Consider the following 25,986-nt stretch of genomic DNA (forward strand, 5'->3'; position numbering starts at 1 on the left):
ACGTACGCCGTAGGCCGGCTCCCCCCGCGGGGGAGCCGGCCTTCGGCTTCGTGGGTGAGGGCCGTCAGCCGCTGACGCGGTAGCTGCTGACCAGGTCCTTGCGGATCTGGGCCCGGGTCCACGCGAAGTGCACCCACTTCTTCTGCGAGAACATCCGCGTCTGGTCGGTCGACCACGGCGAGCGGGGGTCCTCCGACTGGCCGTAGGTCAGGATCGTCCGGGCGTTGACCCGGCCGCCGGACAGGAACGCGATCGCCTGGATGTGCGACGAGCCGTAGGTGATCGGCCGGTAGCGGCCGTGCGCCTTCGTGTAGCGCGAGGCCAGCGCGTTCGCGTTGCCGGCCGCGTCACCCGTGCCGCCCCCGAGCGGGATCCGCGGCGCGCCCCGGTCCCCCGCGACCTGGAGCTTGCCCCAGGGCGCGTCGAAGGCGATCTTGCGGTCGCGCAACGCACCGATGGCGTCGCTCATCGCCTGCACCAGCTGCGGGTTGCTGGTGTTCAGGTCGCGCGGGGTGTTGAGCGGGTCGCTCGGGTCGAACGGCGTGAGCCAGACGCCCTGGGCGGGCAGCCGGGCGATGAACTCCTCGAAGATCGCGTAGCCGCGCGACGTGGTGTTCGAGTGGCCGTCCCAGTCGTGCAGCGCGGCGCAGGCCTTCGTCTCACCGGTCTGGTCGCACAGGGTGTCGAGGTCGCCGTTCTGGCGCATCACCTCGCCGGCGCGGACCCGGTTGGCGTGCTCGTGGCCGCGCAGGCTCCGCGGCGACTCCTTCTTGCCCGACGCGAGCCGGTCGATGACGTACTGCGAGACCATCCGCGTGCGCATCGTGCGCTCGCACTGCTCGCAGCCGATGATGCCGGCGTAGCCCTCGATCGGCTGGGCCGGGTTGGGCAGCCAGTAGGAGTCGTTGGCGTTCATCACCCAGTCGCGGCGGATCTCCGAGGGCAGGTTCTTCGCGCCGAAGACACCGGGGCGCTGCGAGTCCTCGTCGGTCCCCCAGGCGCACGAGGAGTCGGCGAAGGTGCCGTCGAGGCCGGGCAGGCCGGCCGCCTGGTCGAGGATGCGCCCGGTCGGGGTCATGCACTGCTCGGCCAGGGCGTCCGGGACGTTCGGGACGACCGAGTGGTCGGCGTACAGCGCGTCGCCGTTGCGGTCCGCCGCGGTCGTGTTGACCCACGGCATCCCGCCCGCGGCGTCCTGGCGCCGCAGCAGGTCGCGCACGTTCTTCGCCTTGCCCATGTTGAGGAAGGTGTCGACCGTGCGGAGCTGCTCGGCGTTCGCGTCACGGATCGCCCAGACGCTGCTCGGCGACCAGCCGAGGAAGATGGCGGGGGCGTCCACGACGTAGCCCTGCGGCGTGCGGTAGAGGTCCTCGGAGACCCGCTTCAGCGAGCCGTCCTTCTGCTTGACGGTCACCTTGACGGTGCGGTGCTCGAGCGTCTTCGGGCCGGGGTCGGTGGCGTACGTCGTGGCGCCGTCGACCAGCTTGTACTCGTACGGCGTGAAGCGGTACGCCGTGGACACGGTGTGGCTCCACGCCACGTTGTTGTTCCACCCGATGTTCACGACGGGCGAGCCGATCAGCGAGGCGCCGGCCACGTTGTAGTGACCGGGGATCGTCAGGTGCTGCTGGGTGAAGCGGTAGCGGCCGTTCCACGGGAAGTGCGGGTTGCCGAGCAGCATGCCCTTGCCGGTGGTGGTCGCGTCGCCGCCGATGGCCGTGGCGTTGGAGCCGAACGGCGACTCGGGGTCCTTGCCCAGCGCCTTGAGCAGCGCGTCGCGGTCGATCGAGGCCGCGGTCGGGTTCGGGGTGCCCGGGTCGTCCGGGGCCGGCGGGTCGGCGTCGACGATCTCCTTGACGAAGACGCCGCTCGACGCGAGCAGGTTGGCCAGGTAGACGCCGTACCAGAGGTCCAGCGGGGTGGCGCGCTTCTTGAGGTAGCCGGCACCGTGGCAGGCGGGGTCGGTCACGCCCTGCGGGCCGACCTTCGCGAGGTAGCGGTTGAGCCCGGCGGTGTAGCCGCGCACCATCGCGCGGGCCTGCTTGCCGGGGCCGCGCACCTTGTCCGCGAGCAGCTTCTCCACGACGTGGCGGTTGCGCAGGTCGGTGACGAACGCGTCGACCTGGAGGTTCGAGGCGTCCAGGGTGACCTGGTCGTTGTAGGTGCCGGTCGGGCCGAACCAGCGCGAGCGCTGCCCCCGGCCGGTCAGCAGCGTGTCGGCCAGCGTGCAGGTCGACGTCTCGGCGGCGGCGTACCCGCTGCCGAAGCCGAGGTCGCCGAAGTTGTCGGCGGTGATGTGCGGGATGCCGTGCGTGGTCCGCTCGATGCGGGCGTGGTACGTCGGCCGGTGGCGGGCGTCCGCGCCGGCGGAGGTCGTCGGGGCCGCCGCGGCGACCTGCGGGGCGGCGGTGGCGCTGCCGCCGGTGGCCGTCGAGACGGCGGCCCCGACCGGGACGAGGGCGAGGGTGGCGACGAGGGCCCCGACTCGTTGAGCAGGGCGTCGCGCTGGGCGTGGACCGCTACGGGAGAACATGTTCTACCCAACGGACCAGCACGGCGCCGGTTATGGGTCGTTAACCGACGCGCGCGACGCTCAGAGGTAGAGGCCGGTCGACTCGTCGGCGAGCCGCTCGGCGGCGACGGCGTGCACGTCCCGCTCGCGGAGGACGACGTACACCTCGCCGTGCACCTCGACCTCGGCCTTGTCCTCGGGGTCGAAGAGCACCTTGTCCCCCGCCTCGACCGCACGGGCGTGCGGCCCGACGGCGACGACGGTCGACCAGGTCAGGCGACGCGCGCCCATGGCGGCGGTCGCGGGGATCACGATGCCGCCCGAGGAGCGGCGCTCGCCGGCCTCGCGGTCCACCTCGACCATGACGCGGTCGTGGAGCATCTTGATGGGGGTCTTGTCGCTCATGCGGGGGGGCCGATCCAGGGAGCCCGGAGGCTGCGTCAGCTCGCGACCTTGCGGATGACGGCGAGCAGCACGATCACGCCGACGACACCGCCGACGGTCTTGAGGATGTTGTCGGTGCGGGGCTGGCCCGTGGCCTCGTCGACGTAGTGGCCCTTGATGGCGCTCACCTCGCGGCTGACGATGGTCTTCGGGTGCGAGCGGTAGAGCAGCTGGTCGATCGTGGTCGCCAGGCGCTCGCGCGTCTCTTCGATCTCGCGCTCGAGGTCCGTCAGTTCCTTGGTCACCCGCGCAGGCTATCAATGCACCCGGCTGCCGGGGGGTGCGCCCTCCCGCGGCCGGCCCTCCTATCCTGTCGGGCATGGATCGTCTCGCCGCCGGTGACACCGCACCCGACTTCACGCTCACGGACGACGCGGGCTCGGAGGTCACGCTCTCCGACCTCCGCGGCCGCAAGGTCATCGTCTACTTCTACCCCGCCGCGATGACGCCGGGCTGCACCAAGCAGGCCTGCGACTTCACCGAGTCGCTCGACTCGCTGCGCGGTGGCGGCTACGAGGTGCTCGGCATCTCCCCCGACAAGCCCGAGAAGCTCGCGAAGTTCCGCGAGAAGGACGCCCTGTCGATCACCCTGCTCTCCGACCCGGACAAGGCCGTCATGACGTCGTACGGCGCGTTCGGCGAGAAGAAGCTCTACGGCAAGGTCGTCCAGGGCGTGATCCGGTCGACCTTCGTGATCGACGAGCATGGCGTGGTCGAGCTCGCGCAGTACAACGTCAAGGCCACCGGCCACGTCGCGAAGCTGCGCAAGGACCTCGGCCTCGCGTCCTAGGCTGCACGGCGCTCGTAGCCGCTGAGCCCCGGGGGCGCTGCTTCATCACGGGATGCAGGTGAAGCCTCGCATCCCATGGTGAATTCGCCGTGGGAAGCAGCGGCTCGACTGCATCCCGTGATGAAGCAGAGGCGGGTGGGACAGCACCGCCACCCGCCGTAGGATGACGCGCCAGCCGAAGTGGTGGAACTGGCAGACACGCAGGTTTTAGGTACCTGTGCCTTCGGGCGTGGGGGTTCAAGTCCCCCCTTCGGCACTGACCCGGTGACACAATCGCGTCCCATGCGGACCAGTCGCCTCGAGGCGTTCAGCGACGGCGTGCTCGCGATCATCATCACGATCATGGTGCTCGAGCTGCGGCCGCCCGACGGCGACCACCTCGGCGACCTGCTCGACTCGTCGACGAGCTTCCTGACCTACGTCCTGAGCTTCGTCTACATCGGGATCTACTGGAACAACCACCACCACATGTTCCAGCTCGTACGCCGGGTGGACGGGCGGGTCCTGTGGGCCAACCTGCACCTGCTCTTCTGGCTGTCGCTCTACCCGTTCACCACGGCCTGGATGGACGAGAGCGACCTGGCCCGCACCCCGCTGATGGTCTACGGGGTCAACCTGCTGGCAGCCGCCCTCGCCTACTACGTCCTGGTGCTCGTCATCAAGCGCGCCGAGGGCCCGGGCGGCCCCTTCGCCGAGGCGATCGGGAGCGACGTCAAGGGCAAGATCTCGCCCGTGCTCTACCTCGCCGGGATCGGCTCCGCGCTGGTCGCCGGCTGGCTGGCGCTGCTGTTCTACGCGGTGGTCGCCGCGCTCTGGCTGGTGCCGGACCGGCGGATGGAGGCCTACGCGGCCGCGCACGACCTCGTGGAGTAGGCCCTCCAGCCCGCTAGCCCTCGTCGCGCAGCCGCGGCTCGGTCATCAGCTCGGGCTTGAAGCCGGTCTTGTCGGCGTAGAACGCCCGGATCCGGTCCATGTCCGCACGCACGTCGCCGGTGACGGCGAACGTCGGGCCGAAGCCGACCGTGCGGGACGGGGCGTCGAGGAAGGCCAGGGTGATCGGCAGGCCGGTCTGCTGGGAGATCCGGTAGAAGCCGCCCTTCCAGAAGTCGACCTTGCTGCGGGTCCCCTCGGCCGCGATGCCCAGCAGGAACGGGTCGTCGGAGTCGGCCTCCTCGAGCAGCGCCCGGATCGTCGCCCCCGGGCTCTCGCGGTCCAGCGGGACCCCGCCGGTCGCGCGCAGCAGCGGGCCGAGCGGGCCGCGGAAGAACTCCTTCTTGACCAGCAGGCTGATCTGCACGTCGTTCGTCCAGGCCAGGAGCATCGTCAGTACCCAGTCCCAGTTGGACGTGTGCGGCGCCCCGACGAGCACGCCGCGGCGCGGGCACTCGCCGACCGCGCGCCAGCGCGCGAGGCGCAGCAGCAGCCGGGCGAGGTTCCGCCGGACGAGGAAGTGCCGCCTCACGACGGGGCCCCCGCTCCGGACAGGACCGCGGCGACGGTCGGGGCGATCTCGCGCAGGGCCCGGCCGCGGTGCGAGATCGCGTCCTTCTCCTGCGGGGTCAGCTCGGCGGAGGTCCGGCCGTCGCCCCCCTGGTCGGTGGCGTTCTCGTCGGCGACGAAGAGCACGTCGTACCCGAACCCGCCGCTCCCCCGCTTCTCGCGGATCACCCGGCCCCGCATCTCGCCGTGCACGACCTCGACGCCACCGGCGTGGCAGAGCACCACGGCGCACGCGAAGCGCGCGGTCCGCCGCTCGTCGGGTACGTCGGCCAGCTGGGCCAGCAGCAGGTCGTTGTTGCGGTCGTCGTCCTTCGGGGGGCCGGACCAGCGCGCCGACAGCACGCCGGGCATCCCGTTGAGCGCGTCGACGCACAGCCCGGAGTCGTCGGCCAGCGACGGCAGCCCGGTGACGTCGAAGCCGGCCCGCGCCTTGAGCAGCGCGTTGCCCTCGAAGGTCGGCTGGTCCTCGACCGGCTCGTCGTACGCCGTCACGTCGTCGAGGCCGAGCACCCGGAGACCCGGGGCGTGCTCGCGCAGGAGCCGCTCCATCTCCTCGATCTTCTTGCGGTTCCGCGAGGCCAGGAAGACCTGCGGACCCTCAGCCGCGGAGCTCACTGCGACAGCGCGTCGGACTGCAGGCGGGTGAGGTCGGCGCAGCCGCCCTCCGCCAGGGCGAGCAGGGCGTCGAGCTCGGCGCGGTCGAAGGGCGCGCCCTCGGCGGTGCCCTGGACCTCGACGAAGCGACCGTCCCCGGTCATCACGACGTTCATGTCGGTCTCGGCGCGCACGTCGTCGTCGTAGTGCAGGTCCAGGCGCGGGGTGCCGTCGATGATGCCGACGCTCACGGCGGCGATCGAGCCGGTCAGCGGCTCGCCCTTGAGGGCGCCGATGCCGCGCAGGTGGGTGACGGCGTCGGCGAGCGCGACGTACGCGCCCGTGATCGCGGCGGTGCGGGTGCCGCCGTCGGCCTGCAGCACGTCGCAGTCGAGCACGATGGTGTTCTCGCCGAGGGCCTGGTAGTCGATGACCGCGCGCAGCGAGCGCCCGATCAGCCGGCTGATCTCGTGGGTGCGGCCGCCGATCCGGCCCTTGACGGACTCGCGGTCGGAGCGGGTGTTCGTCGACGCGGGGAGCATGGAGTACTCCGCGGTCACCCAGCCCCGGCCCGAGCCCTTGCGCCAGCGCGGCACGCCCTCGGACGCGGAGGCGGCGCACAGGACCTTGGTCTTGCCGAACTCCACCAGCACCGAGCCGGCCGCGTGGTCGAGCCAGTGGCGGGTGATCGTGACCGGGCGGAGCTGGTCGTCGGCGCGGCCGTCGCTGCGGCCACCGGTGGGGGCAGCGGTGCCGCCGGCTGGTGTCGTCATGGGGCCGACCCTAGTGGGCCCGGACGACTGCCCGGGCCCCCGGCTACTTCACCTCCGCGCGCAGCACCCGGCGCACGCCGAGGGCGAGCGGGAGCACCAGCCAGATCAGCCCCGACACGACCAGGTGGCTCCACTCGGACCCGTCGACGGTGAGGTCGTAGACGGGGCCCTGCGCCGCCTGGAAGTCCAGCCACGGGGCGAGGTCGCCGAACCAGCTGATCAGGGCGGTGCCCAGCGCGAAGAGCCCCGGCAGCACCCACTTGTAGACGAAGAACACCACGATCGCGGCCGGGGTGTTGAGCAGCAGCGTCGCCAGCGCGAAGCCGCCGATCATCGCGAAGGACTGGGTGACCAGGAAGCCGACGAGGTAGTTCCAGCCGAAGTCCCACGTCGGCGACTCCCCCTGCAGCGCGGCGTACAGCAGGATGCAGACGAGGCCCACGACGATCGCGAAGACCGCGGTCGCGAGCGTGAGCACGAGACCGGTGACCAGCTTCGCCAGGATCACCCGCGGCCGTCGCGGCTCGAGCGCGAAGGTCACCATCGCGGTGCGCTGGCCCCACTCGCTGGTCACGACCATGATCCCCAGCACGGGCAGCACGATCGAGGTCATGAACGCCGCGGCGCCGATGAAGTCGCCGAAGGACATCGGCTCGTCCTGCACCGTCGTCACGGCCAGCACCACGCCCTCGACCAGGAGCGTCAGGCCGCCGATCGTGAGCAGCAGCCACAGGCCGGCGCGGGTGTCGTAGGACTTGCGCAGCTCCACGCCGACCAGCCGGCCGAACGGGATCGGGCGGGTGCCCGAGACGTCCAGCGTGAGCGCCGGCGCGGCCGGCATGGTCGTGCTCATGCTCACTTCACCTCCGCGCGCAGCACGCGCCACAGGCCGATGGAGAGGGGGAGGACGAGCCACAGCACGCCCGAGACCGCGAAGTGCGCCCAGTCCTCGCCGGTCATGCTGGCGTCGATGAGCGGGTTCTGCGCGGCGTTGAAGTCGATCCAGGGACGCAGGTCGTGGAACCAGCCCATCAGGTTCGAGCCCAGCTCGAAGAGACCGGGGAACACGAAGCTGTAGACCATGTAGACGACGATCGCGGCCGCCGAGTTGAGCAGCAGCGCCGCCAGCGCGAAGCCGGTCAGGATCCCGATCACCTGCAGCAGCAGGAACGACAGGATCTTCAGCAACGACAGGTCCCAGGTCGGCGAGACGCCGGCGAAGGCGCCGTAGAGCAGGTTCGCGACGGCGCCGAGCACCAGCGCGACGACGACGGCGGCGAAGGCGAGCAGCACGCCGACGGTCAGCTTGGCCAGGATCACCCGCGGGCGCCGCGGCTCGAGCGAGAAGGTCACCATCGCGGTGCGCTGGCCCCACTCGCTGGTCAGCAGCAGGATGCCCAGCACGGGCAGCAGGATCGCGATCGAGAAGCTCGTGGCGGTCATGAAGTCCGCGTAGCCGACGCTGAGGTCCTGGACCACGACGACGGCCAGCTGGATGCCCATGACGAGCGCGGTCAGCGCGGCCATCGAGATGAGCAGCCAGCGCCCGGCCCGGGTGTCCGCGGTCTTGCGGAGCTCGACCGAGACCAGCCGGGAGAACGGGATCGGCGCGGTGCCCGAGACGTCGAGCTGCGGGCCCGGGTGGGTCCCGGCCACGGGGGCGCTCTGCGGGGCGCTCACGCCGTCGCTCCGGCGACGGACTCGCGCTGGGTGTCGGAGGTGAGCTCGAGGAAGAGGTCCTCGAGGCCGCTCTCGTTCGAGCGCAGGTCGGTGAGGACGACGCCCAGCTCGAGCGCGGCGCGGCCGACCTCGACCGGCTCGCACTCGACGCGCAGGCCGTCGCCCGCCGCAGCGACCGTGTGGCCCCGCGACGTCAGCCCCTCGCCCAGGCGGGCGTTGTCGAGGCTGGTGACGAACGAGGTCGCCCCGGCGCCGGCGCCGGCCAGCAGCGACTTCTTGTCGCCGCGGGCGACGATCTTGCCGCGCCCGATCAGGATCATCTCGTCAGCGATGATCTCGACCTCGTGCAGGAGGTGGCTGGACAGCAGCACGGTGCCGCCGCGCTCGGCGTACCCCTTGAGCAGCCCGCGCATCCAGCGGATGCCGGCCGGGTCGAGGCCGTTCGCGGGCTCGTCGAGGATCAGCACCGACGGGTCACCGAGCAGCGCGTGCGCGATGCCGAGGCGCTGCCGCATGCCGAGCGAGTAGTTGCGCACCCGCCGCTTGGACTCCTTCTCGTCCAGCGACACCAGCGCGAGCATCTCGTCGACGCGCGAGGGGTCGAGGCCCATCGTGCGGGCACCGAGCGTGAGCACCTCGCGGCCGGTGCGGCCCGCGTGCTGGGCGGAGGCGTCGAGCAGCACGCCGACGTGGCGGCCGGGGTTCGGGATGTCCTGGTAGAGGTGGCCGCCGATGGTGACCCGCCCCCTGGTGGCGGGGGTGAGACCGACCATGACGCGCATGGTGGTCGTCTTGCCGGCGCCGTTGGGACCGAGGAAGCCCGTCACGCGGCCCGGCTGGCACTCGAAGCTGATGTCGTCGACGGCGACGAAGTCGCCGTACGTCCTGGTGAGTCCTTCGACCTTGATCATGGCGCCAGCCTGACGCAGCCGGCGGCGGCCCGCATCGGTCCCGGGGCTCGACACGCCGCGACCAAAGTAGGGGCGGGTCGTCGCAAGGTACGACGCGTCGTGGACCGACGCACCCTGCGCGGGCACCCCACGGCGCCCTAGCCTTGCCGCGTGGACAGGCCGAGCCCCGAGGAGTGCCAGCCACCGCTGACGCGGTGGTCGCACCTGTGGCGACTCGCGCTGATGCTGCTGATCAGCGCGGTGGCGTGGGGCCCCGTCCTCCAGCGCCAGTGGACCGACCACCACGCGCTGCTCTGGGCCGACGTGCTCATCGGCGTGCCGGCGTACGTCCTGGTGACGTGGCGGCGCCGCTGGCCGCTGCCGATGGCCCTGGTCCTGGGGGCCGTCAGCTCGTTCTCCGGTCTGGCGGCCGGACCTGCGACGCTGGCCGCGGTCTCGCTCGCGACCCGGCGGCGGCTGTGGCCGATCGCGGCGGTCGCCGTCGTGACGCTCTGCGCGGGACAGACCTTCTCGACGATGCAGCCGGCCAACGGCGCGGATCCCTACTGGGTCACGCTGTCGATCAACGCGGCGTTCACCGCCGGGATCCTGGGCTGGGGCATGTACATCGGCTCGCGCCGCGAGCTGCTGTGGACGCTGCGCTCGCGCGCCGAGCGGGCCGAGGCCGAGCAGGAGCTGCGGGTGGCCCGGGCCCGCGGCAACGAGCGCGCCCGGATCGCCCGCGAGATGCACGACGTCCTGGCGCACCGGATCTCGCAGATCTCGATGCACGCGGGGGCGCTCGGCTACCGCGAGGACCTGACGGCCGACGAGATGCGGGCCAGCGCCGTGGTCATCCAGGAGAAGGCGCACGAGGCCCTCACCGACCTGCGCGGCGTGCTGGGCGTGCTGCGCGACACCGAGACCGGCGAGCTGCTGCACACCCCGCAGCCGACGTACGCCGACCTGCCGGTGCTGGTGCAGGAGGTGCAGGAGACCGGGCTGCACGTGGAGTATCACGACCTGCTCGAGCGGGACGACGTCGCCGTGCCGGACGCCGCGGGCCGCACGGTCTACCGCATCGTCCAGGAGGGCATCACGAACGCCCGCAAGCACGCACCCGGCGCGCTGCTGACGATCCAGGTCAGCGGCTCCCCCACCGACGGCATCGACATCCTGCTCCGCAACCCGCTCGGCTTCGGCCGGTCGCGTACGCCGGGTGCGGGGCTCGGCCTGGTCGGGCTGGCCGAGCGGGCGGTGCTGCGCGGCGGACGGCTGGAGCACCGGCGCGACGGCTCGACCTTCGTGCTGCACGGCTGGATACCGTGGACCGCATGATCACCCCACGAAAAGCCTCGCTGCGCTCCCCTTTCCGCGGGGACCCCGACACGGCATGACGATCTCGGTGCTCATCGTCGACGACGACCCGCTGGTGCGCTCCGCGCTCACGCTGATGCTCGGCGGGCAGGGCGACGTCGAGGTCGTCGGCGAGGCCGACGACGGGCGCACCGGGATCGCCGCGGTCGACCGCCTGCAGCCCGACGTGGTGCTGATGGACATCCGGATGCCCGGGCTCAACGGGCTCGACGCGACCCGGGCGCTGCACTCCCGGCCGGACCCGCCCCGGGTGATCGTGCTGACGACCTTCGACGCCGACGAGCACGTCGTCGGCGCCCTCGCCGCGGGGGCGGACGGCTTCCTGCTCAAGGACACCCCGCCACCGCTGATCCTCGACGCGATCCGCAAGGTGGCCGACGGCGAGCCGATGCTCTCCCCGTCGGTCACGGCCACCCTGATCCGGCGGCTGCGCCGGGACTCGGCGACCGACCGCACGGCCGAGGCCGGCGACCGGCTCGCCCTGCTCACCGACCGCGAGCGCGAGGTCGCCCTGGCGGTCGGGCACGGGCTCAGCAACGCCGAGATCGCCGGCCGTCTGCACCTGTCGGTGCCGACGGTGAAGGCGCACGTGTCCCGGCTCTTCGACAAGCTCCAGGTCACCAACCGCGTCCAGATCGCGATCTGCGTGCACGACGCCGGGCTCGCCTAGGTCCGCCCGCGACGACGCTCAGACCTCGTAGACCGCCCCGGCGCGCGCGAGCTCGCACGGGCCGTCGTACAACCCGGTCGCCTCGCGGAGCGCGACCTCGGGGTCGTGCCACGGCGGCACGTGCGTGACCAGCAGCGAGCGCGCTCCCGCACGGCTGGCGACCGCGCCGCAGTCGGCGCCGGTGAGGTGCAGGCCGTCGGGGTTGTCCCCGCCGACCACGAAGGACGCCTCGGCGAGCAGCACGTCGACGTCGCGGGCCACCTCGTCGAGCCCCGGGCAGGGGCCGGTGTCGCCGCTGTAGCCCAGCGTGACGCCGTCCGCCGTCACCCGCAGGCCGTACGCCGGCACCGGGTGGTCCACGGCCACCGGCTCGACCGCGAACGGGCCGATCTGCACGGGGCCGTCCCAGGCCCGGAAGTCGAACTCCTCGTGCATGCCGGGGTCGAGCGGCAGGTCGTAGGCGCGGGCCATCCGGTCCGCGGTGCCGTCCGGGCCCCACACGGGGATCCGCGGCTGCGGGCCGTCGGGGTGGTACTTCCGCATCACGTAGTAGCCGGCCAGGTCCAGGCAGTGGTCCGCGTGGAGGTGGCTGAGCAGCACGGCGTCGACCTCGAGCGGGTCGGCGTACCGCTGCAGCGCGCCGAGCGCACCGCTGCCGAGGTCGAGCAGCACCCGCCACGTCCGGCCGTGGTGATCGGCCTCCAGCAGGTAGCAGCTCGCCGGCGACTCCGGGCCCGGGAAGGACCCGCAGCAGCCGACCACGGTCATCCTCACGCCAGACCGCCCGCGAACTGGGAGGCCGCCACCATCTCCGGCCCCAGGAAGCGACGCCCGATCGTCTCGAACTCCGCCGGGGCGCCCGTGGTGAGGAAGGAGTACGACGGCTCGCCGGACTCCCGCATCAGGCCGGTGCTCGCCAGCATCTTGTAGACGTCCTTGGCGCACTCCTCGGCGCTGCTCACGAGGGTCACCTCGTCGCCCATGACGTAGGAGATGACGCCGGTCAGCAGCGGGTAGTGGGTGCAGCCGAGGATCAGCGTGTCGATGCCGGCGGCCGTCAGCGGGTCGAGGTACTCGTGCGCGACGGCCAGCAGCTCCTCGCCGCCGGTCACCCCGGCCTCGACGAAGTCGACGAAGCGCGGGCAGGGCTGGGTGAAGAGCTCCACGTGCGGGGCGGCGGCGAAGGCGTCGTCGTACGCCATCGACTCGGCGGTGGCGCGGGTGCAGATGACGCCGATCCGGTTGCTGTGGCTGGCGGCGACCGCACGCCGGGTCGCGGGGTAGATCACCTCGACGACGGGGACGTCGTAGCGCTCGCGCGCGTCGCGGAGCATCGCCGCGCTCGCGGAGTTGCACGCGATGACGAGCGCCTTGACGCCGCGCTCGACCAGGTGGTCGAGGCACTCGAGGGCGTACTCGCGGACCTCGCCGATCGGCTTGGGTCCGTAGGGCTGACGGGCCGTGTCGCCGACGTACACGATCGACTCGTGCGGGAGCTGGTCGATCACCGACCGGGCGACCGTCAGGCCACCGAACCCGGAGTCGAAGATGCCGACGGGGGCGTCGTTGGTGGCGGCTGGCACGCCCGCAAGGCTAGTGCCCCGGTTCGTCCCCGACGCTGGGTAGGGTCGCGACATGTCCCGGGCCCCTCATCTCCGCTCGTCCGCCGTGGCGGTCGCCACCTCGCTGCTCGTCCTCGTCGGGGGCGCCTGCAGCGCCGCCACCACGGACCAGGCGGCCGCGCCGGCCACCCCGGTCACCCCGGGCCAGCCGGCGGGGGCGGTCACCCCGCGGGTGCTCGCGATCTCCGTCGACGCGCTGAACCCGGCCGCGATCCGGCAGCTCGGCCGGGACGGCGCACCGACGCTCCACCGCCTGCTCGACGAGGGCGCCTCGACCCTCAACGCCCGCACGGAGCGCGAGCAGACGATCACCCTGCCGAACCACGCCAGCATGATGACCGGCCGCCGGATCGAGGCCTCCCGGGGCGGTCACGGGGTCACCTGGGACGACGACCGGCCGCGCAGCACCGTGCAGCAGGCCGCCGGCCACGCGGTCGCCTCCGTCTTCACCGTGGTGCACCGCGCCCAGGGCACGACCGCGCTGTTCAGCACCAAGCCGAAGTTCTCCCTCTACGAGCGGTCGTGGGCGCGGGCCGTCGACGAGTTCCACGTCGACGAGAACCAGGCCGCACTGGTCCGGACCGCCCGCCGCGACCTCGTGGAGAACGCCCGGACCTTCACGTTCCTCCACGTGTCCCTCCCGGACCGGGCAGGTCACGCCGAGGGCTTCATGTCCCCGGCGTACGTCGCCGCCGTCCAGCGCACCGACGAGCTGCTCGGCACCGTCGTCGCCGCGATCGAGAAGCACCCGCGCCTCGCGGAGTCGCTGACCGTCGTCCTGACGGCCGACCACGGCGGCGCCGCCGGCGGCACGTCGCACTCGGCCGCCGGACGGCTCGCGAACTACCGCGTCCCGTTCCTCGTGTGGGGCGCCGGGGTCACGGCCGGCGACCTCTACGAGCTGAACCCGGACTACGCCGACCCGGGCCGGACGCGGCCGTCGTACGCCGGCACGCAGCCGGTCCGCAACGGCGACGTCGCCAACCTGGCGACCGGGCTGCTCGGCCTGGGCGCGGTGCCCGGCAGCGAGCTGGACGCCGAGCAGGACCTCGACGTCCGCTGACCGGAGCCGTCCGGTTTGCGTGTTGCGCAGACACGGACGCCGCGGGGGGCGACCCTTGCACCATGGACACCCCCGCGTCCGACCTCCTCGAGCTGGCCCGCCTCTGCGCCCAGGCCACCAAGGGACCCCAGCTGCTGGCGGCCGCCGCCGACACCCTGACCAGGATCGCGGGGCGGTCGGCCAACGAGCTCCTGGGCGGCACGGCCGAGCCGCCGAACCCGGAGACGGAGGTGGCGCTCGCGATGCTCGACGCCGCGCTGACCCGGCTGGACCTGGAGGAGAACCTCCGCGACCTCACGCTCCGCGTCGACAACGCGCAGTCCCTGGCCAACATGGGCGACTACGACTGGCACATCGCGACCGACACGAACCGGTGGTCGGACCAGCTGTTCCGGATCTACGGCCACGAGCCGCAGGCGTTCAGCCCGACCTACGACAAGTTCGTCTCGTTCCTCCACCCCGACGACCGCGACAAGATCACTGCCATCCACCAGCACAGCTACGCCACCGGTGAGCCCTACGAGATGATCGAGCGGATCGTGCGGCCCACCGGCGAGGTGCGCTACCTGTCGTCCAACGGCCAGGTGGTGACCGACCAGGAGGGCACCCCGGTCCGGATGCGCGGCACCTGCATCGACATCACCGACCGGGTGCTGGCCGAGGAGGAGCGCGAGCGGGTGGCCGCCCAGGTGCAGGAGCACCAGATGCGGCGCCAGCAGGCGCTCGAGATCAACGACAACGTCGTGCAGGGGCTGACCGCGGCGCTCTACGCGCTGGAGATGGACGAGACCGAGGCGTCGGCGTCATACCTCCGCCGCACGCTGAACTCCGCGCGCCACATGATCACGGACCTCGTCAGCCCGCTGACCGGCGACGAGCTGCACGCCGGCGACCTGGTGCGGACGACGGCGTCGAGCCTGCGGACCGACGGCACGCCACCGCAGGCCTGAGCCACTAGGCCCAGAGCTGGCCCTCGAGGCGGTCCTCGGCCTGGTCGATGGTGCCCTCGTAGGCGCCGGTGGAGAGGTACTTCCAGCCGCCGTCGCAGACGACGAACGCGATGTCGGCCGGCTCCCGCGCCTTGACCGCCTTGGCGGCCTGGCCGAGCGCCGCGTGCAGGATCGCGCCGGTCGAGATACCGGCGAAGATGCCCTCGAGCTCGAGCAGCTCACGCACGCGTCGTACGGCGTCGCGCGGGCCGACCGAGAAGCGCGAGTCGATCAGGTCGGCGTCGTACAGCTCCGGCACGAAGCCCTCGTCGAGGTTGCGCAGCCCGTAGACCAGCTCGCCGTAGCGCGGCTCGGCGGCGACGATGCGGACGTCGGGCTTGGCGGCCCGGAAGAACCGGCTGACCCCCATCAGGGTGCCGGTGGTGCCGAGCCCGGCGACGAAGTGCGTGATCGAGGGCAGATCCGCGAGCAGCTCGGGACCGGTGCCCTCCTCGTGCGCGAGCGCGTTCGCGGCGTTGCCGTACTGGTAGAGCATCACCCAGTCGGGGTGCTCCGCGGCGACCTGCTTGGCGACCCGGACCGCCTCGTTGGAGCCGCCGGCGGCGGGCGAGGAGATGATCTCCGCGCCCCACATCCGCAGCAGCTGGCGCCGCTCCTCGGAGGTGTTCTCCGGCATCACGCAGACGATCCGGTAGCCCTTGAGCTTGGCGGCCATCGCCAGCGAGATGCCGGTGTTGCCGGACGTCGGCTCGAGGATCGTGCAGCCGGGGCGGAGCAGGCCGTCCTTCTCCGCCTCCTCGATCATCTTCAGGGCCGGGCGGTCCTTGATCGAGCCGGTCGGGTTGCGGTCCTCGAGCTTGGCCCACAGCCGCACGTCCGGGCTCGGCGACAACCTCGGCAGGCCCACCAGCGGCGTGCCGCCGACGGAGGCGAGGAGGTTGTCGTAGCGGGTCATCAGGTGCCTTTCGGTGGTCGATTGCCCGAGCCCCTAGGCGAGGGTGTCTCTGCTCTCGTTGGTCGAGTGCCCGAGCCGCTAGGCGAGGGTGTATCGAGACCCACCGGCGACGGCCGGCAGCACGACGACCTGGTCGCCGTCGCTGAGCTCGGCCTCCAGGCCGCCGATGAAGCGCACGTCCTCGTCGTTGATGTAGACGTTGACGAAGCGGCGCAGGTCGCCGTTCTCGATCAGGCGGTCCTTGAGGCCCGGGTGGTTCGCCTCGAGGTCGTCGATCAGCGCGCTCAGGCTGGCGCCGTCACCGTTCACGGCCTTCTCGCCGTTGGTGTAGGTGCGCAGGATGGTGGGGATCCGGACCTCGATCGCCATGCGGGGAACTCCTCGGTAGCTCGTCGGGTGGTGCTGGCTCAGTCGTCCAGGGACGGGACGACGATGACCTCTTCCTCGGTCACCTGGCCGTCGGTGATGCTGTAGGACCTGAACTCCACGGGGCCCTCGATATTCCCGTGCTCACGTGTGCTGACCAGCACATAGTGGGCGTTCGGCTCGCTCGCGAGGCCGATGTCGGTGCGGCTGGGGTAGGCCTCGGTGGCGGTGTGCGAGTGGTAGATCACCACCGGCTCCTCGTCGTTCGCGTCCATCTCCTTGTAGAGCTGGAAGAGGTCGGTCGAGTCGAACTCGTAGAACGTCGGGCTGCCCGCGGCGTTCACCATCTCGACGAGCCGCTCCGCGCGGTCGCTGCCCTCCGGGCCGGCGACGATGCCGCAGGCCTCGTCCGGGTGGTCACGCTTGGCGTGCGCGACGATGGCGTCGTACGTCGCCTGGTCGATGGTCAGCACGCCTCCAGCGTAGGGGCTCAGCGCACGAACCTCGTCGCGGTCTCAGCCGCGAGGACGCTGGCGATCCGCTCCTCGAGGAACGCCTCCATCGGCGGCAGCCCGTCGAGCGGCCACCACCGCACGTCGACGTTCTCGTCGTCGGCGACGTGCGCCTCACCTGCCACCCAGGTGCAGGCGAAGGTGAGGTCGAGGTAGACGCCGAGGTCGCCGTTGGCGTGGGTCACCTGCGGGCTGACGCTCACCGAGGCGAGGCGGTCGACGGTGATCTCGACGCCGGTCTCCTCGAGCGCCTCGCGCCGGGCGGCGACCCCGGGCTCCTCACCGGGGTCGACGATCCCGGTGACCGGCGCCCACGCGTCGTTGTCCGCCCGACGGGTCAGCAGCAGCTCGTCCCCGCGGCGTACGACGGCGGTGACGGCCGGCAGCCAGAGCTCGTGCGTGCCCACGAGCTTGCGGAGCTCGACGACGAACGGCGGGATCGGCATGGTCTCTCCTGGGGTGCGGCGGTCGGCGTCGGTCGGGTCAGCGCCGGTCGGACAGGGCCTCGACGAGCGTCTCCTGCAGGTAGCCGACCCACTCGTAGATGTCGTGCGCCTGCGCGCGGGGGTCCTCGTCGGACAGCGCGTGCCAGACGTCCTCGTCGCCGTCCTCGATACCCAGCCGGGTGGCCAGGGCGAGGCGCAGGTCGGTGAAGGAGCGCATCCAGGTCTCGGCCGTCGCCTCGTCGAGCTCGACGTCGATCATCAGGCCGTCCTCGCTCAGCTCGGCCGGCAGGCCGGCCTCCTCGAGGCGGTCGATGATCGTCACCGCGGCGTTCGCCTTGCCGTCGCGCAGCGCGCCCTCGGTGAAGCGGCGAAACTCGGCCGAGGCCTCCTCGTCGCCGGGGTAGGCCGTCGGGAAGAGCCGCGCCAGCACGGGGTCCTCCGGCTCGGACGTCGGCCCGGAGAAGTCCATCATCGCCTCGAACGGGTCCATGTCCTCGCGCGGGACGGCCGCCTCGTTGCGCAGCAGCTCGACGAGCTGCGAGGCCAGCGACCGCAGCAGGTCGGCCTCGAAGCCGGTGAAGTTCGCGATGACCAGCCGGCTGCGCCGGTGCCGGGCGAAGCCGCTCACGAGGCCTTGTCCATGGTGGCCCAGAGGCCGTACTCGTGCATCGCCTGGACGTCGCGCTCCATCTCCTCGCGCGTCCCGGTGCTGACGACGGACTTGCCGTCCTCGTGCACCTCCATCATCAGCTTCTCCGCCTTCTTCTTGTCGTAGCCGAAGTACTTCTGGAAGACGTAGGTGACGTAGGACATCAGGTTGACCGGGTCGTTCCACACGATCGTCACCCAGGGGGTGGCGAGGAGGGTGCTGCCCTCCGGAACGGTGGTCGGCTCGACCTCGACGGGACTGGCGGCGGACACTCGCCCATGTTGGCACACTGGCCTGCGTGCCCCCACCGCCCGCACCCTCCACCGCCCTCCTGACCGACCACTACGAGCTGACGATGCTGCAGGCCGCGCTGCGCTCCGGCACCGCGCACCGGCGCTCGGTGTTCGAGCTGTTCCCGCGGCGGCTCCCCGAGGGCAGGCGGTACGGCGTCGTGGCCGGCGTCGGCCGGGCCCTCGACGCCCTGGAGGCGTTCACCTTCGACGACGCCGCGCTCGCGGCGCTCGACGGCGTGGTCGACGCCCCGACGCTCGACTGGCTCGCGGGCTACCGCTTCACCGGCGACGTCTGGGGCTACGCCGAAGGCGAGACCTACTTCCCCTACTCCCCCCTGGTCACGGTCGAGGCGAGCTTCGCCGAGGCGGTGCTGCTCGAGACCGTGCTGCTGTCGATCTACAACCACGACGCGGCGATCGCCTCGGCGGCCTCGCGGATGACGCTCGTCGCGGGCGACCGGCCGTGCATCGAGATGGGCTCACGGCGTACCCACGAGGAGGCGGCGGTCGCGTGCGCCCGGGCGGCGTACGTCGCCGGCTTCGCGACCAGCTCGAACCTCGCCGCGCGCCAGCGGTACGACGTCCCGACGGCCGGCACCAGCGCGCACAGCTTCACGCTGCTGCACGACACCGAGGAGCAGGCGTTCCGCGCCCAGGTCGACGCCCTCGGCGTCGGGACGACGCTGCTCGTCGACACCTACGACATCCGCGAGGCGGTCCGGCTGGCCGTCGAGGTGGCCGGGCCGGGGCTGGGCGCCGTCCGCCTCGACTCGGGCGACCTCGGCGTGCTCGCCCACGAGGTGCGCGCCCAGCTCGACGACCTCGGCGCCACCGGCACCCGGATCGTGGTGACGAGCGACCTCGACGAGTTCGCCATCGCGGGCCTGGCCGCGGCCCCCGTGGACGGGTACGGCGTCGGCACCCAGCTGGTCACCGGCAGCGGCCACCCCACCTGCGGCTTCGTCTACAAGCTGGTCTCCCGCGAGGGGCCCGACGGGTCGATGGTGTCCGTGGCCAAGCGCAGCCACGACAAGATCTCGATCGGCGGCCGGAAGTTCGCCCTGCGCCGCCGCGACGCCCGCGGGACCGCGGAGGCCGAGGTCGTCGGCATCGGCGTACCCCCGCACGACGACGGGGACGACCGCCCCCTGCTGGTGCCGCTGGTGCGCGACGGCGAGGTGGTCGGCCGCGAGTCGCTGGACGCCGCGCGCGCCCGGCACCTCGCGTCGCGCGCCGAGCTGCCGGCGGCCGCGCAGCAGATGTCCCGCGGGGAGCCGGTCATCCCGACGCTGCACGTCGAGGGGACGGTGGAGGGCTGATGGCCGCCGTCACCTGCGACTTCTTCTCCGACGAGCTCGAGATGGGCACGTCGGTCTCGGTGGTCCTCCCCCAGGTCACCCGCGAGCAGATCGGGGTGTCGGGCGACGCCGGGGACGCCGGCGCCGGTCGCGACCTGCCGGTCCTCTACCTCCTGCACGGGCTCTCCGACGACCACTCCGCGTGGACGCGCTACACGTCGATCGAGCGGTACGCCGCCGCGGCCGGGATCGCGGTCGTGATGCCGGCCGTCGGGCGCAGCTTCTACGCCGACGAGGCGCACGGGCACCGCTACTGGTCCTACGCCTCCGAGGAGCTGCCGCAGGTGATGCGGTCGTTCTTCCGGATCTCGGACCGGCCGGAGGACACGTTCGTCGCCGGCCTGTCGATGGGCGGGTACGGCGCGCTCAAGCTCGCGTTGACGCACCCGGAGCGGTACGCCGCCGCCGCGTCGCTGTCGGGCGGGCTCGACGTCGCCACCCTGGCCGGCTTCCCCCACCGCAAGGCGCTCTTCGAGCGCGTCTTCGACGGCACCCCCGGCCCCGGCGACGACCTCTTCGCGCTGCTGGCCGCAGCCGACGTCGCGGCGCTGCCGCCGCTGCACGTCTCCTGCGGCACCGACGACCCGCTGCTGCCGATGAGCGAGCGGATGGTCGCGGAGGCGCGGGCCGCCGGCGCGGACGTGACCGACGACTTCCGCCCGGGCGCCCACGAGTGGGGGCTCTGGGACGCGGTCGTCGCGGACGTGATCGCCTGGCTACCGGTGCGTCGCGGGACGACGCCCTAGGGTCGGGGCATGAAGCGCGCGCTGATCGTCGTCGACGTCCAGAACGACTTCTGCGAGGGCGGCTCGCTGCCGGTGCCCGGGGGCGCCGAGGTGGCCCACGCCGTCGCGGACGTCCTGCACCGGTGGTCGTCCCGCTCGCCCGACGCCCCGGACTACGCCCACGTCGTCGCCACCAAGGACCACCACGTCGACCCCGGGTCGCACTGGTCCTCCGAGCCGGACTTCGTCGACTCCTGGCCCGTGCACTGCGAGGTCGGGACCGACGGCGAGGCCTTCCACCCCAACCTGGACCCCCAGCCCTTCGACGCGGTCTTCCTCAAGGGGCAGCACGCGGCGGCGTACTCCGGTTTCGAGGGCAGCACCGCCGACGGGACCGGGCTGGCCGACTGGCTGCGGCAGCACGAGGTCACCGAGGTCGACGTCTGCGGGCTGGCGACCGACCACTGCGTCCGGGCGACCGCGCTGGACGCCGCCGGGGCGGGCTTCGCGACCCGCGTGGTGACCGCGCTCAGCGCCGGCATCACCCCGGCGACGACGGCCGCCGCCCTCGACGAGCTGCGGGGAGCGGGTGTCTCCGTTGCCTGACGCCGCCTCCTCCGAGCCCGTCTCCGGCACCTCCGGGACCGACCTCGAGGTGCGCGTCGAGGACGGTGCGCTCTGGCTGACCCTGAACCGGCCGCACGTCTTCAACGCCCTGACGGCCGACATGGCCGACGACCTGGCCCGGATCGTGGAGGAGGCGACGGCCCGCGACGACGTACGCGTCGTGGCCGTCACCGGCACCGGCCACGCCTTCAGCACCGGCGCCGACATCTCGGGTGCCGACGCGCACGAGCACTTCGACGTCTCCGCGCTGGACCGCGCGAACCGGATCATCCGCGCGATCACGTCGCTCGACAAGCCGGTCGTCGCCGGGGTGAACGGCGTCGCGGCCGGGGTCGGCTGCTCCGCCGCGCTCGCCGCCGACCTGGTCGTCGCGGCCTCGTCGGCGTCCTTCCTGCTCGCCTTCGCCCGGATCGGGCTGATGCCCGACGGCGGCGCCACCGCCACCGTCGCCGCCTCGATCGGCCGGGCCCGCGCGATGCGGATGGCCCTGCTCGCCGAGCCGCTCACCGCCCAGGAGGCGTACGACGCCGGCCTGGTCACCCACGTCGCCCCCGACGACGAGTTCCCCGACGTGCTCGCGAAGCTCGTGCGCCGCCTGGCCGCCGGCCCGCCCCTCGCCTTCGCCGCCACCAAGAAGGCCGTCAACGCCGCGACCCTCACCTCCCTCGAGCCCGCCCTCGAGCGCGAGCGCACCGGCCAGAGCGTCCTGCTCCGCACCGCCGACGTCGCCGAGGGGATGCGGGCCTTCTCCGAGCGCCGGCGGCCGGTGTTCCGCGGGGAGTGAGCGCGCGGTCCCGCTTGTAACGCCCGGTTAGGGGCTCTGGGAACCCGTTCGAACGGGTCCCCAGAGGCGATAACCGGGCGTTGCAGCCGACGCACCCCACCCTCCAAGAACCCTTTGACAGTCGCACCGGCGCGTGCTGAACTACTCCCCAACACACCTTGGGAGGTCAGCATGGGCGCGAGCAGGGGCACCGCCGACGGCGACGTGGCGGCGCTGCGGGCGGTGGCGCACCCGCTGCGGCTGCAGATCCTCTCGCTGCTCACCGGGGCGGCGATGAGCGCGGCCGAGCTGGCGCGCGAGCTCGGCACGACGCACGCGAACGCGTCGTACCACCTGCGGGTGCTCGCGGACGCGGGCGAGGTGGTCGAGGCCGGCGAGGAGACGATCCGGGGCGGGGTCGCCAAGCGCTACCGGCACGTCTGGGACGCCCGCACGAAGGACCCCGACGCGACACCCCGCCCCGAGGGCGACCTCACGCCCGACGTCCAGGCGATGGCGACCGAGCTGACCCGGCGGTTCGCGGGGCGCGGCCACCCCACCGGCGTCGCGCTGTGCGACGCCGAGCTCTGGGTCGACCCCGAGGTCTGGGAGTCGGTCCTGGCGCTCACCGCGCAGGCCTCCCGACTGATCCACGAGAGCGCCCGGCCCCCGCACGCCGACGGCGCGGTGCACGTCAACCTCACGATGGCGGCCTTCGGGATGAGCCGGCCGACCGACCCAGACACTCACACCGAGCCCGCCACTGCGGCACCGGAGGAGACCCGATGAAGTGGTCCGAGTCGTTCGCCCCGATGCGCGAGCGCAACTTCCGGTGGTACTTCCTCTCCCGCACCGTCAACATGACCGGCGGCGCGATGGCGGCCGTGGCGCTCGCCTTCGCGGTCCTCGAGGTCAGCAGCTCCCCCAGCGCGCTCGGCACGGTCCTGGCGGCGCACAGCATCCCGATGGTCGTCTTCCTGCTCGCCGGCGGCGTGATCGCCGACCGCTTCGGCCGCAAGCTCGTCATCCAGGTCTCGAACGTCGCCTCCGGGCTGAGTCAGCTCGCCATCGCCGGCCTGGTGCTCGGCGGGCACGCCCAGCTGTGGCAGATCGTCGTCCTCAGCGCCGTCAACGGCGTCGTGATGGCGGTCAGCTTCCCGGCCCTCGTGAGCGTGCTCCCCCAGCTGGTGCCGCGCCACCAGCTCCAGCCCGCCAACGTGCTGATGGCGATGGTGCGCAACTCCCTGACGATCGTCGGTCCGAGCGTGGCGGGCCTGCTGGTCGTCACCGCCGGCGCCGGCTGGGCGCTGGCCGTCGACGGCATCAGCTACCTCGTCGCCGCCCTCCTGCTGCTGCGCGTCACGCTCCCGCCCCCGTCCCGCCAGGAGAAGTCGTCGGTCGTCACGGACCTGCGCGAGGGCTGGACCTACTTCCGCAGCACCACCTGGCTCTGGGCCGTCGTGCTCGCCTTCTGCCTGATCTGCGCGATCCACCAGGGCGGCTACTTCACGCTCGGCCCGGTCCTCGCCAAGCAGGGCGACATCGGCGAGAGCGGCTGGGGGCTCATCCTGTCGGCCGAGGCCGTCGGCCTGCTCGTGACGACCCTCGTGATGCTCCGCGTGAGCCTCCAGCGCCCGCTCTTCTGGGGGATGATCGGCACCGCGGCGTACGGCCTGCCCCTCATCGCCCTCGGCGCCGACGGCCACCTCGTCACGGTCGTCGTCGCGTCGTTCCTCGCCGGCGTCGGGATCGAGGTCTTCGGGCTGGGGTGGAACCTCGCCATGCAGGAGAACGTGCCCGAGGACATGCTCTCGCGCGCCTTCTCGTACGACGCCTTCGGCTCGTTCATGGCGGTGCCGATCGGCCAGCTGGTGGCCGGACCACTCGCGCTGGCCTTCGGGATCGAGCGCGTCATCCTGGTGGCCGGGATCGCCCTGATGGCCGTCGCGCTGCTGACCCTGCTGTCGCGCGCGGTGCGCGACCTGCCGCGCGTGTCGACCGTGGAGCCCGCCACGACCACGCCCGCCGGCGCGCCGGGCACGGCCTAGCAGCAGGTGAGGGAGCCGGCGCTCAGCACCACTTCTCGGCGAGCGTCCGGATGACGGTGACGTTGCGGTTGGTGGCGACGCCGAGGTGCTTCTCGACGAGCGCGTTGGTCAGCCTGGCCTCGTGGTAGTTGTCGCCGAGCAGCAGGTGCACGGCGCGCCCGCCGACGCGGGCGGACTCACCGTCGCGGGTGCCGAGCTCCTCGACCTTCGCGACGGCCGCCGCGCTCGGCGCCTCCTTGAGCAGCGAGACGTAGTGCTTGCCGGGGTGGTCGAACGACGCCGCCTCCTCCGCGATCGCCGCGAGCTCCTTCGGGGTGAAGACGATCGTCGGCACCTCGAAGCCTGCCTCGGCCCGGAAGGCCTTCTCCAGCGCGGCCTCGATCTTCGAGCGCGAGCGCAGCTTCGTGTCGAAGCGGACGTTGCCGGTGTTGATGTACGTCGCCACCTCGGTGAAGCCGGCCGCCTCGACGGCCGTCACGATCGCGTCCTTGGGGAACTTGCGCTTCGCCCCGAGGTTGATCGCCCGCAGGAAGCCGATGTAGGTCGCCATGACCACATCATGCCCCGCCAGCGCGCCCCGCGCGTGGCCCACCTCACGCCCACCTCGCTTCACTTGCATAGGTTTCCTATGTAATATCGGAGGCGTGCCCACCACCGACCCCCACGACGTCCAGGAGCTCAGCAGCGACCTGGTCGTGTACGCCGCCCGCCTGGTGCGCGCGGTGCGCCGGATGCACGAGCTGCCGCCCGGCTTCCGGGTGCTGTCCCTCCTCGACGAGCACGGCCCCCTCGGGATCAGCCAGCTCGCCGCGCTGGACCGCTGCTCGCAGCCGACCATGTCCGGCGCCGTCGCGTCGCTGGTCGAGCGTCGCCTGGTCGACAAGCGGCCGAACCCCGCCGACGCCCGCAGCAGCGTGATCACGTTGAGCGAGCACGGACGCGAGGAGCTGACCCGGGTCCGGCAGAGCTACGGCGCCACCGTGGCGGGCCGCCTCGACCAGCACCCCGAGCACTCCCCCGAGGACCTCGCCACGGCCGTCGCCGTGCTCCGCGACCTCCTCGACACCCCGACCGACTCCACGAGAGGAACGCTGTGACCCACGCCGTCACCGACACCCGGACCACCCACGAGGCCCCCACGGACTCCCCCGGCGGCGGCTTCTTCGACCAGCCCCGCGCCGTCTGGGCCGTGGCGTTCGCCTGCGTCATCTCGTTCATGGGCATCGGCCTCGTGGACCCGATCCTCAAGTCGATCGCCGACCAGCTCGACGCCACACCGAGCCAGGTCTCGCTGCTGTTCACGAGCTACATGGCCGTCATGGGCGTCGCCATGCTCGTCACCGGCGTCGTCTCCAGCCGGATCGGCGCCAAGAAGACGCTGCTGTCCGGCCTGGCCCTGATCATCGTCTTCTCGGCCCTCGCGGGGATGTCCGACTCGATCGGCGCGATCGTCGCCTTCCGCGCCGGCTGGGGCCTGGGCAACGCGCTCTTCATCGCGACCGCCCTCTCGACCATCGTGACCGCCGCCCGCGGCTCGGTCGCGCAGGCGATCATCCTGTTCGAGGCCGCGCTCGGGCTCGGCATCGCGGCCGGCCCGCTGCTCGGCGGCGCGCTCGGCTCGATCTCGTGGCGCGCGCCGTTCCTCGGCGTCGCCGGCCTGATGACGATCGCCTTGGTCGCGACGACCTTCCTGCTCCCGAGCACACCCGCCGTGGGCCGTCGTACGTCGCTGGCCGACCCGTTCCGCGCCCTGCGCTACCCCGGCCTGCTGACGATCGCGCTGACCGCGCTGTTCTACAACATGGGCTTCTTCACCCTGCTCGCCTTCACGCCCTTCCCGCTGGACATGAACGCCCACCAGGTCGGCCTGATCTTCTTCGGCTGGGGCCTGCTGCTCGCGATCACCTCGGTCTGGGTCGCCCCGGCCCTCCAGCGCCGCTTCGGTGCGGTCCCGACCGTGCTCGGCTCGCTGGCGCTCTTCGGTCTCGACCTCGCCGCGATGGCGATCTGGACCGACGACAAGACCGTCCTGGTCGTCGGCGTGATCGTCGCGGGCGCGTTCCTCGGCGTGAACAACACCGTCATCACCGAGGCCGTCATGGGCGCCGCCCCGGTCGAGCGCCCGGTCGCCTCCGCGGCGTACTCCTTCGTCCGCTTCTCCGGCGGTGCCGTCGCGCCGTACGCCGCCGGCAAGCTCGGTGAGAACGTCTCCGTGCACGCGCCGTTCTGGATGGGTGCCGGCGCGGTCGGCCTGGCCATCGTGGTCCTCGCTGTCGGCGCGAAGCACCTGCGCGGCGAGCACGCCCCGGCCGCCCACAGCGAGGCGGAGGCCGAGGCCGAGCTCATCGGCGACGCGAGCTGAGCGCGCGGACGCCCCCG

Annotated in this window: 32 protein-coding genes and 1 tRNA gene; 15 read left to right on the top strand and 18 right to left on the bottom strand. The window is 72.3% G+C overall.

What is annotated here, in order from left to right; translation table 11 throughout:
• Window positions 1-64: 64 nt before the first annotated feature.
• Genes H5V45_RS05565 through H5V45_RS05575 form a run of 3 tightly spaced genes read right to left on the bottom strand, consistent with a single transcriptional unit; the run spans window position 65 to window position 3,201 of the window.
• Window positions 65-2,533 (bottom strand): penicillin acylase family protein, encoded by a 2,469-nt coding sequence (locus H5V45_RS05565; protein WP_185252017.1) that lies wholly within the window; start codon window positions 2,531-2,533, stop codon window positions 65-67.
• A gap of 60 nt (window positions 2,534-2,593) precedes the next feature.
• On the bottom strand, window positions 2,594-2,917 hold the full coding sequence (locus H5V45_RS05570) for a GroES family chaperonin (protein ID WP_185252018.1): 324 nt from the start codon (window positions 2,915-2,917) through the stop codon (window positions 2,594-2,596).
• A 35-nt stretch (window positions 2,918-2,952) separates the two neighbouring features.
• Window positions 2,953-3,201, bottom strand: coding sequence for a DUF3618 domain-containing protein (locus H5V45_RS05575; protein ID WP_185252019.1), 249 nt, complete (start codon window positions 3,199-3,201; stop codon window positions 2,953-2,955).
• Window positions 3,202-3,275: 74 nt separating this feature from the next.
• On the opposite strand from H5V45_RS05575, the gene bcp reads away from it, so the two are divergent.
• The 3 genes from bcp to H5V45_RS05590 all read left to right on the top strand — a co-directional run bounded on the left by bcp (window position 3,276) and on the right by H5V45_RS05590 (window position 4,619).
• Window positions 3,276-3,746, top strand: a complete 471-nt coding sequence (bcp, locus tag H5V45_RS05580; protein ID WP_185252020.1) for a thioredoxin-dependent thiol peroxidase — start codon at window positions 3,276-3,278, stop codon at window positions 3,744-3,746.
• 174 nt (window positions 3,747-3,920) lie between these two features.
• A tRNA-Leu gene (locus tag H5V45_RS05585) sits at window positions 3,921-4,002 on the top strand.
• A gap of 26 nt (window positions 4,003-4,028) precedes the next feature.
• A complete protein-coding gene (locus H5V45_RS05590; protein ID WP_185252021.1) occupies window positions 4,029-4,619 on the top strand; it encodes a TMEM175 family protein in 591 nt (196 codons plus the stop codon).
• 13 nt (window positions 4,620-4,632) lie between these two features.
• Here the strand turns inward: H5V45_RS05590 and H5V45_RS05595 are convergent, their stop codons facing one another.
• The 6 genes from H5V45_RS05595 to H5V45_RS05620 are packed head-to-tail and all read right to left on the bottom strand — an operon-like array spanning window position 4,633 to window position 9,204.
• On the bottom strand, window positions 4,633-5,208 hold the full coding sequence (locus tag H5V45_RS05595; RefSeq protein WP_185252022.1) for a 1-acyl-sn-glycerol-3-phosphate acyltransferase: 576 nt from the start codon (window positions 5,206-5,208) through the stop codon (window positions 4,633-4,635).
• Window positions 5,205-5,861, bottom strand: coding sequence for an RdgB/HAM1 family non-canonical purine NTP pyrophosphatase (gene rdgB / locus H5V45_RS05600; RefSeq protein ID WP_343061434.1), 657 nt, complete (start codon window positions 5,859-5,861; stop codon window positions 5,205-5,207). The genes H5V45_RS05595 and rdgB overlap by 4 nt, the downstream gene beginning before the upstream one ends.
• Window positions 5,858-6,613 (bottom strand): ribonuclease PH, encoded by a 756-nt coding sequence (gene rph, locus H5V45_RS05605; RefSeq protein ID WP_185252023.1) that lies wholly within the window; start codon window positions 6,611-6,613, stop codon window positions 5,858-5,860. The genes rdgB and rph overlap by 4 nt, the downstream gene beginning before the upstream one ends.
• A 43-nt stretch (window positions 6,614-6,656) precedes the next feature.
• Window positions 6,657-7,466 carry an ABC transporter permease gene (locus H5V45_RS05610; RefSeq protein WP_185252024.1) on the bottom strand — a complete coding sequence of 270 codons (810 nt, stop codon included), beginning with the start codon at window positions 7,464-7,466 and terminating at the stop codon, window positions 6,657-6,659.
• 2 nt (window positions 7,467-7,468) lie between these two features.
• Complete coding sequence (locus H5V45_RS05615; RefSeq protein WP_343061435.1) at window positions 7,469-8,293, bottom strand: ABC transporter permease; 825 nt, start codon at window positions 8,291-8,293, stop codon at window positions 7,469-7,471.
• A complete protein-coding gene (locus tag H5V45_RS05620; RefSeq protein WP_185252025.1) occupies window positions 8,290-9,204 on the bottom strand; it encodes an ABC transporter ATP-binding protein in 915 nt (304 codons plus the stop codon). Before H5V45_RS05620 ends, H5V45_RS05615 begins: the two co-directional genes overlap by 4 nt.
• A 150-nt stretch (window positions 9,205-9,354) precedes the next feature.
• Between H5V45_RS05620 and H5V45_RS05625 the strand changes: the two genes are divergently transcribed.
• Together H5V45_RS05625 and H5V45_RS05630 are read left to right on the top strand one after the other, a co-directional pair.
• On the top strand, window positions 9,355-10,521 hold the full coding sequence (locus tag H5V45_RS05625; protein WP_185252026.1) for a histidine kinase: 1,167 nt from the start codon (window positions 9,355-9,357) through the stop codon (window positions 10,519-10,521).
• Between the two features lie 55 nt (window positions 10,522-10,576).
• Window positions 10,577-11,230 carry a response regulator gene (locus H5V45_RS05630; RefSeq protein ID WP_185252027.1) on the top strand — a complete coding sequence of 218 codons (654 nt, stop codon included), beginning with the start codon at window positions 10,577-10,579 and terminating at the stop codon, window positions 11,228-11,230.
• 18 nt (window positions 11,231-11,248) lie between these two features.
• On the opposite strand, the gene H5V45_RS05635 is transcribed toward H5V45_RS05630, so the two are convergent.
• Together H5V45_RS05635 and murI are read right to left on the bottom strand one after the other, a co-directional pair.
• A complete protein-coding gene (locus H5V45_RS05635; RefSeq protein ID WP_221634234.1) occupies window positions 11,249-11,998 on the bottom strand; it encodes an MBL fold metallo-hydrolase in 750 nt (249 codons plus the stop codon).
• A gap of 2 nt (window positions 11,999-12,000) precedes the next feature.
• Window positions 12,001-12,813 carry a glutamate racemase gene (gene murI, locus H5V45_RS05640; RefSeq protein ID WP_185252029.1) on the bottom strand — a complete coding sequence of 271 codons (813 nt, stop codon included), beginning with the start codon at window positions 12,811-12,813 and terminating at the stop codon, window positions 12,001-12,003.
• 52 nt (window positions 12,814-12,865) lie between these two features.
• Between murI and H5V45_RS05645 the strand changes: the two genes are divergently transcribed.
• A complete protein-coding gene (locus H5V45_RS05645) occupies window positions 12,866-13,915 on the top strand; it encodes an alkaline phosphatase family protein (RefSeq protein WP_185252030.1) in 1,050 nt (349 codons plus the stop codon).
• A 62-nt stretch (window positions 13,916-13,977) separates the two neighbouring features.
• Window positions 13,978-14,865, top strand: a complete 888-nt coding sequence (locus H5V45_RS05650; RefSeq protein ID WP_221633919.1) for a PAS domain-containing protein — start codon at window positions 13,978-13,980, stop codon at window positions 14,863-14,865.
• A 4-nt stretch (window positions 14,866-14,869) separates the two neighbouring features.
• Here the strand turns inward: H5V45_RS05650 and H5V45_RS05655 are convergent, their stop codons facing one another.
• From H5V45_RS05655 to clpS, 6 genes are all read right to left on the bottom strand, one after another.
• Complete coding sequence (locus H5V45_RS05655; protein ID WP_185252031.1) at window positions 14,870-15,820, bottom strand: PLP-dependent cysteine synthase family protein; 951 nt, start codon at window positions 15,818-15,820, stop codon at window positions 14,870-14,872.
• Window positions 15,821-15,898: 78 nt separating this feature from the next.
• The gene (locus H5V45_RS05660; protein WP_185252032.1) at window positions 15,899-16,189 is read right to left on the bottom strand and encodes a MoaD/ThiS family protein; all 291 of its coding nucleotides are present in this window, start codon (window positions 16,187-16,189) and stop codon (window positions 15,899-15,901) included.
• Window positions 16,190-16,227: 38 nt separating this feature from the next.
• Window positions 16,228-16,659 (bottom strand): Mov34/MPN/PAD-1 family protein, encoded by a 432-nt coding sequence (locus H5V45_RS05665; RefSeq protein WP_185252033.1) that lies wholly within the window; start codon window positions 16,657-16,659, stop codon window positions 16,228-16,230.
• A 17-nt stretch (window positions 16,660-16,676) separates the two neighbouring features.
• Window positions 16,677-17,144 carry an NUDIX hydrolase gene (locus tag H5V45_RS05670; protein WP_185252034.1) on the bottom strand — a complete coding sequence of 156 codons (468 nt, stop codon included), beginning with the start codon at window positions 17,142-17,144 and terminating at the stop codon, window positions 16,677-16,679.
• Between the two features lie 37 nt (window positions 17,145-17,181).
• A complete protein-coding gene (locus H5V45_RS05675) occupies window positions 17,182-17,772 on the bottom strand; it encodes a DUF2017 family protein (protein WP_185252035.1) in 591 nt (196 codons plus the stop codon).
• Window positions 17,769-18,065 carry an ATP-dependent Clp protease adapter ClpS gene (gene clpS / locus H5V45_RS21505; protein ID WP_185252036.1) on the bottom strand — a complete coding sequence of 99 codons (297 nt, stop codon included), beginning with the start codon at window positions 18,063-18,065 and terminating at the stop codon, window positions 17,769-17,771. Before clpS ends, H5V45_RS05675 begins: the two co-directional genes overlap by 4 nt.
• A gap of 26 nt (window positions 18,066-18,091) precedes the next feature.
• Here clpS and H5V45_RS05685 point away from each other — a divergent pair, with 26 nt between their 5' ends.
• The 6 genes from H5V45_RS05685 (at window position 18,092) to H5V45_RS05710 (ending at window position 23,607) form a co-directional block, all read left to right on the top strand.
• Complete coding sequence (locus H5V45_RS05685) at window positions 18,092-19,405, top strand: nicotinate phosphoribosyltransferase (protein ID WP_343061436.1); 1,314 nt, start codon at window positions 18,092-18,094, stop codon at window positions 19,403-19,405.
• Window positions 19,405-20,190, top strand: a complete 786-nt coding sequence (locus tag H5V45_RS05690; protein ID WP_185252037.1) for an alpha/beta hydrolase — start codon at window positions 19,405-19,407, stop codon at window positions 20,188-20,190. Before H5V45_RS05685 ends, H5V45_RS05690 begins: the two co-directional genes overlap by 1 nt.
• Window positions 20,191-20,199: 9 nt before the next feature.
• Complete coding sequence (locus H5V45_RS05695; RefSeq protein ID WP_185252038.1) at window positions 20,200-20,775, top strand: isochorismatase family protein; 576 nt, start codon at window positions 20,200-20,202, stop codon at window positions 20,773-20,775.
• Window positions 20,768-21,580, top strand: coding sequence for an enoyl-CoA hydratase (locus H5V45_RS05700; RefSeq protein WP_185252039.1), 813 nt, complete (start codon window positions 20,768-20,770; stop codon window positions 21,578-21,580). The genes H5V45_RS05695 and H5V45_RS05700 overlap by 8 nt, the downstream gene beginning before the upstream one ends.
• 171 nt (window positions 21,581-21,751) lie before the next feature.
• Window positions 21,752-22,348, top strand: coding sequence for an ArsR/SmtB family transcription factor (locus H5V45_RS05705; protein WP_185252040.1), 597 nt, complete (start codon window positions 21,752-21,754; stop codon window positions 22,346-22,348).
• The gene (locus H5V45_RS05710) at window positions 22,345-23,607 is read left to right on the top strand and encodes an MFS transporter (RefSeq protein ID WP_185252041.1); all 1,263 of its coding nucleotides are present in this window, start codon (window positions 22,345-22,347) and stop codon (window positions 23,605-23,607) included. Before H5V45_RS05705 ends, H5V45_RS05710 begins: the two co-directional genes overlap by 4 nt.
• 22 nt (window positions 23,608-23,629) lie before the next feature.
• Here H5V45_RS05710 and H5V45_RS05715 read toward each other — a convergent pair whose 3' ends face one another.
• A complete protein-coding gene (locus tag H5V45_RS05715) occupies window positions 23,630-24,157 on the bottom strand; it encodes a DUF1697 domain-containing protein (RefSeq protein ID WP_185252042.1) in 528 nt (175 codons plus the stop codon).
• 94 nt (window positions 24,158-24,251) lie between these two features.
• Between H5V45_RS05715 and H5V45_RS05720 the strand changes: the two genes are divergently transcribed.
• Entirely contained in the window at window positions 24,252-24,704 is a 453-nt protein-coding gene (locus tag H5V45_RS05720) for a MarR family winged helix-turn-helix transcriptional regulator (protein ID WP_343061437.1), read from the top strand.
• Window positions 24,701-25,969 (top strand): MFS transporter, encoded by a 1,269-nt coding sequence (locus tag H5V45_RS22580; RefSeq protein WP_343061438.1) that lies wholly within the window; start codon window positions 24,701-24,703, stop codon window positions 25,967-25,969. The genes H5V45_RS05720 and H5V45_RS22580 overlap by 4 nt, the downstream gene beginning before the upstream one ends.
• The last annotated feature ends 17 nt before the right edge of the window (window positions 25,970-25,986 follow it).

This window comes from Nocardioides luti, from assembly GCF_014212315.1.
Classification (GTDB): Bacteria; Actinomycetota; Actinomycetes; order Propionibacteriales; family Nocardioidaceae; genus Nocardioides; species Nocardioides luti.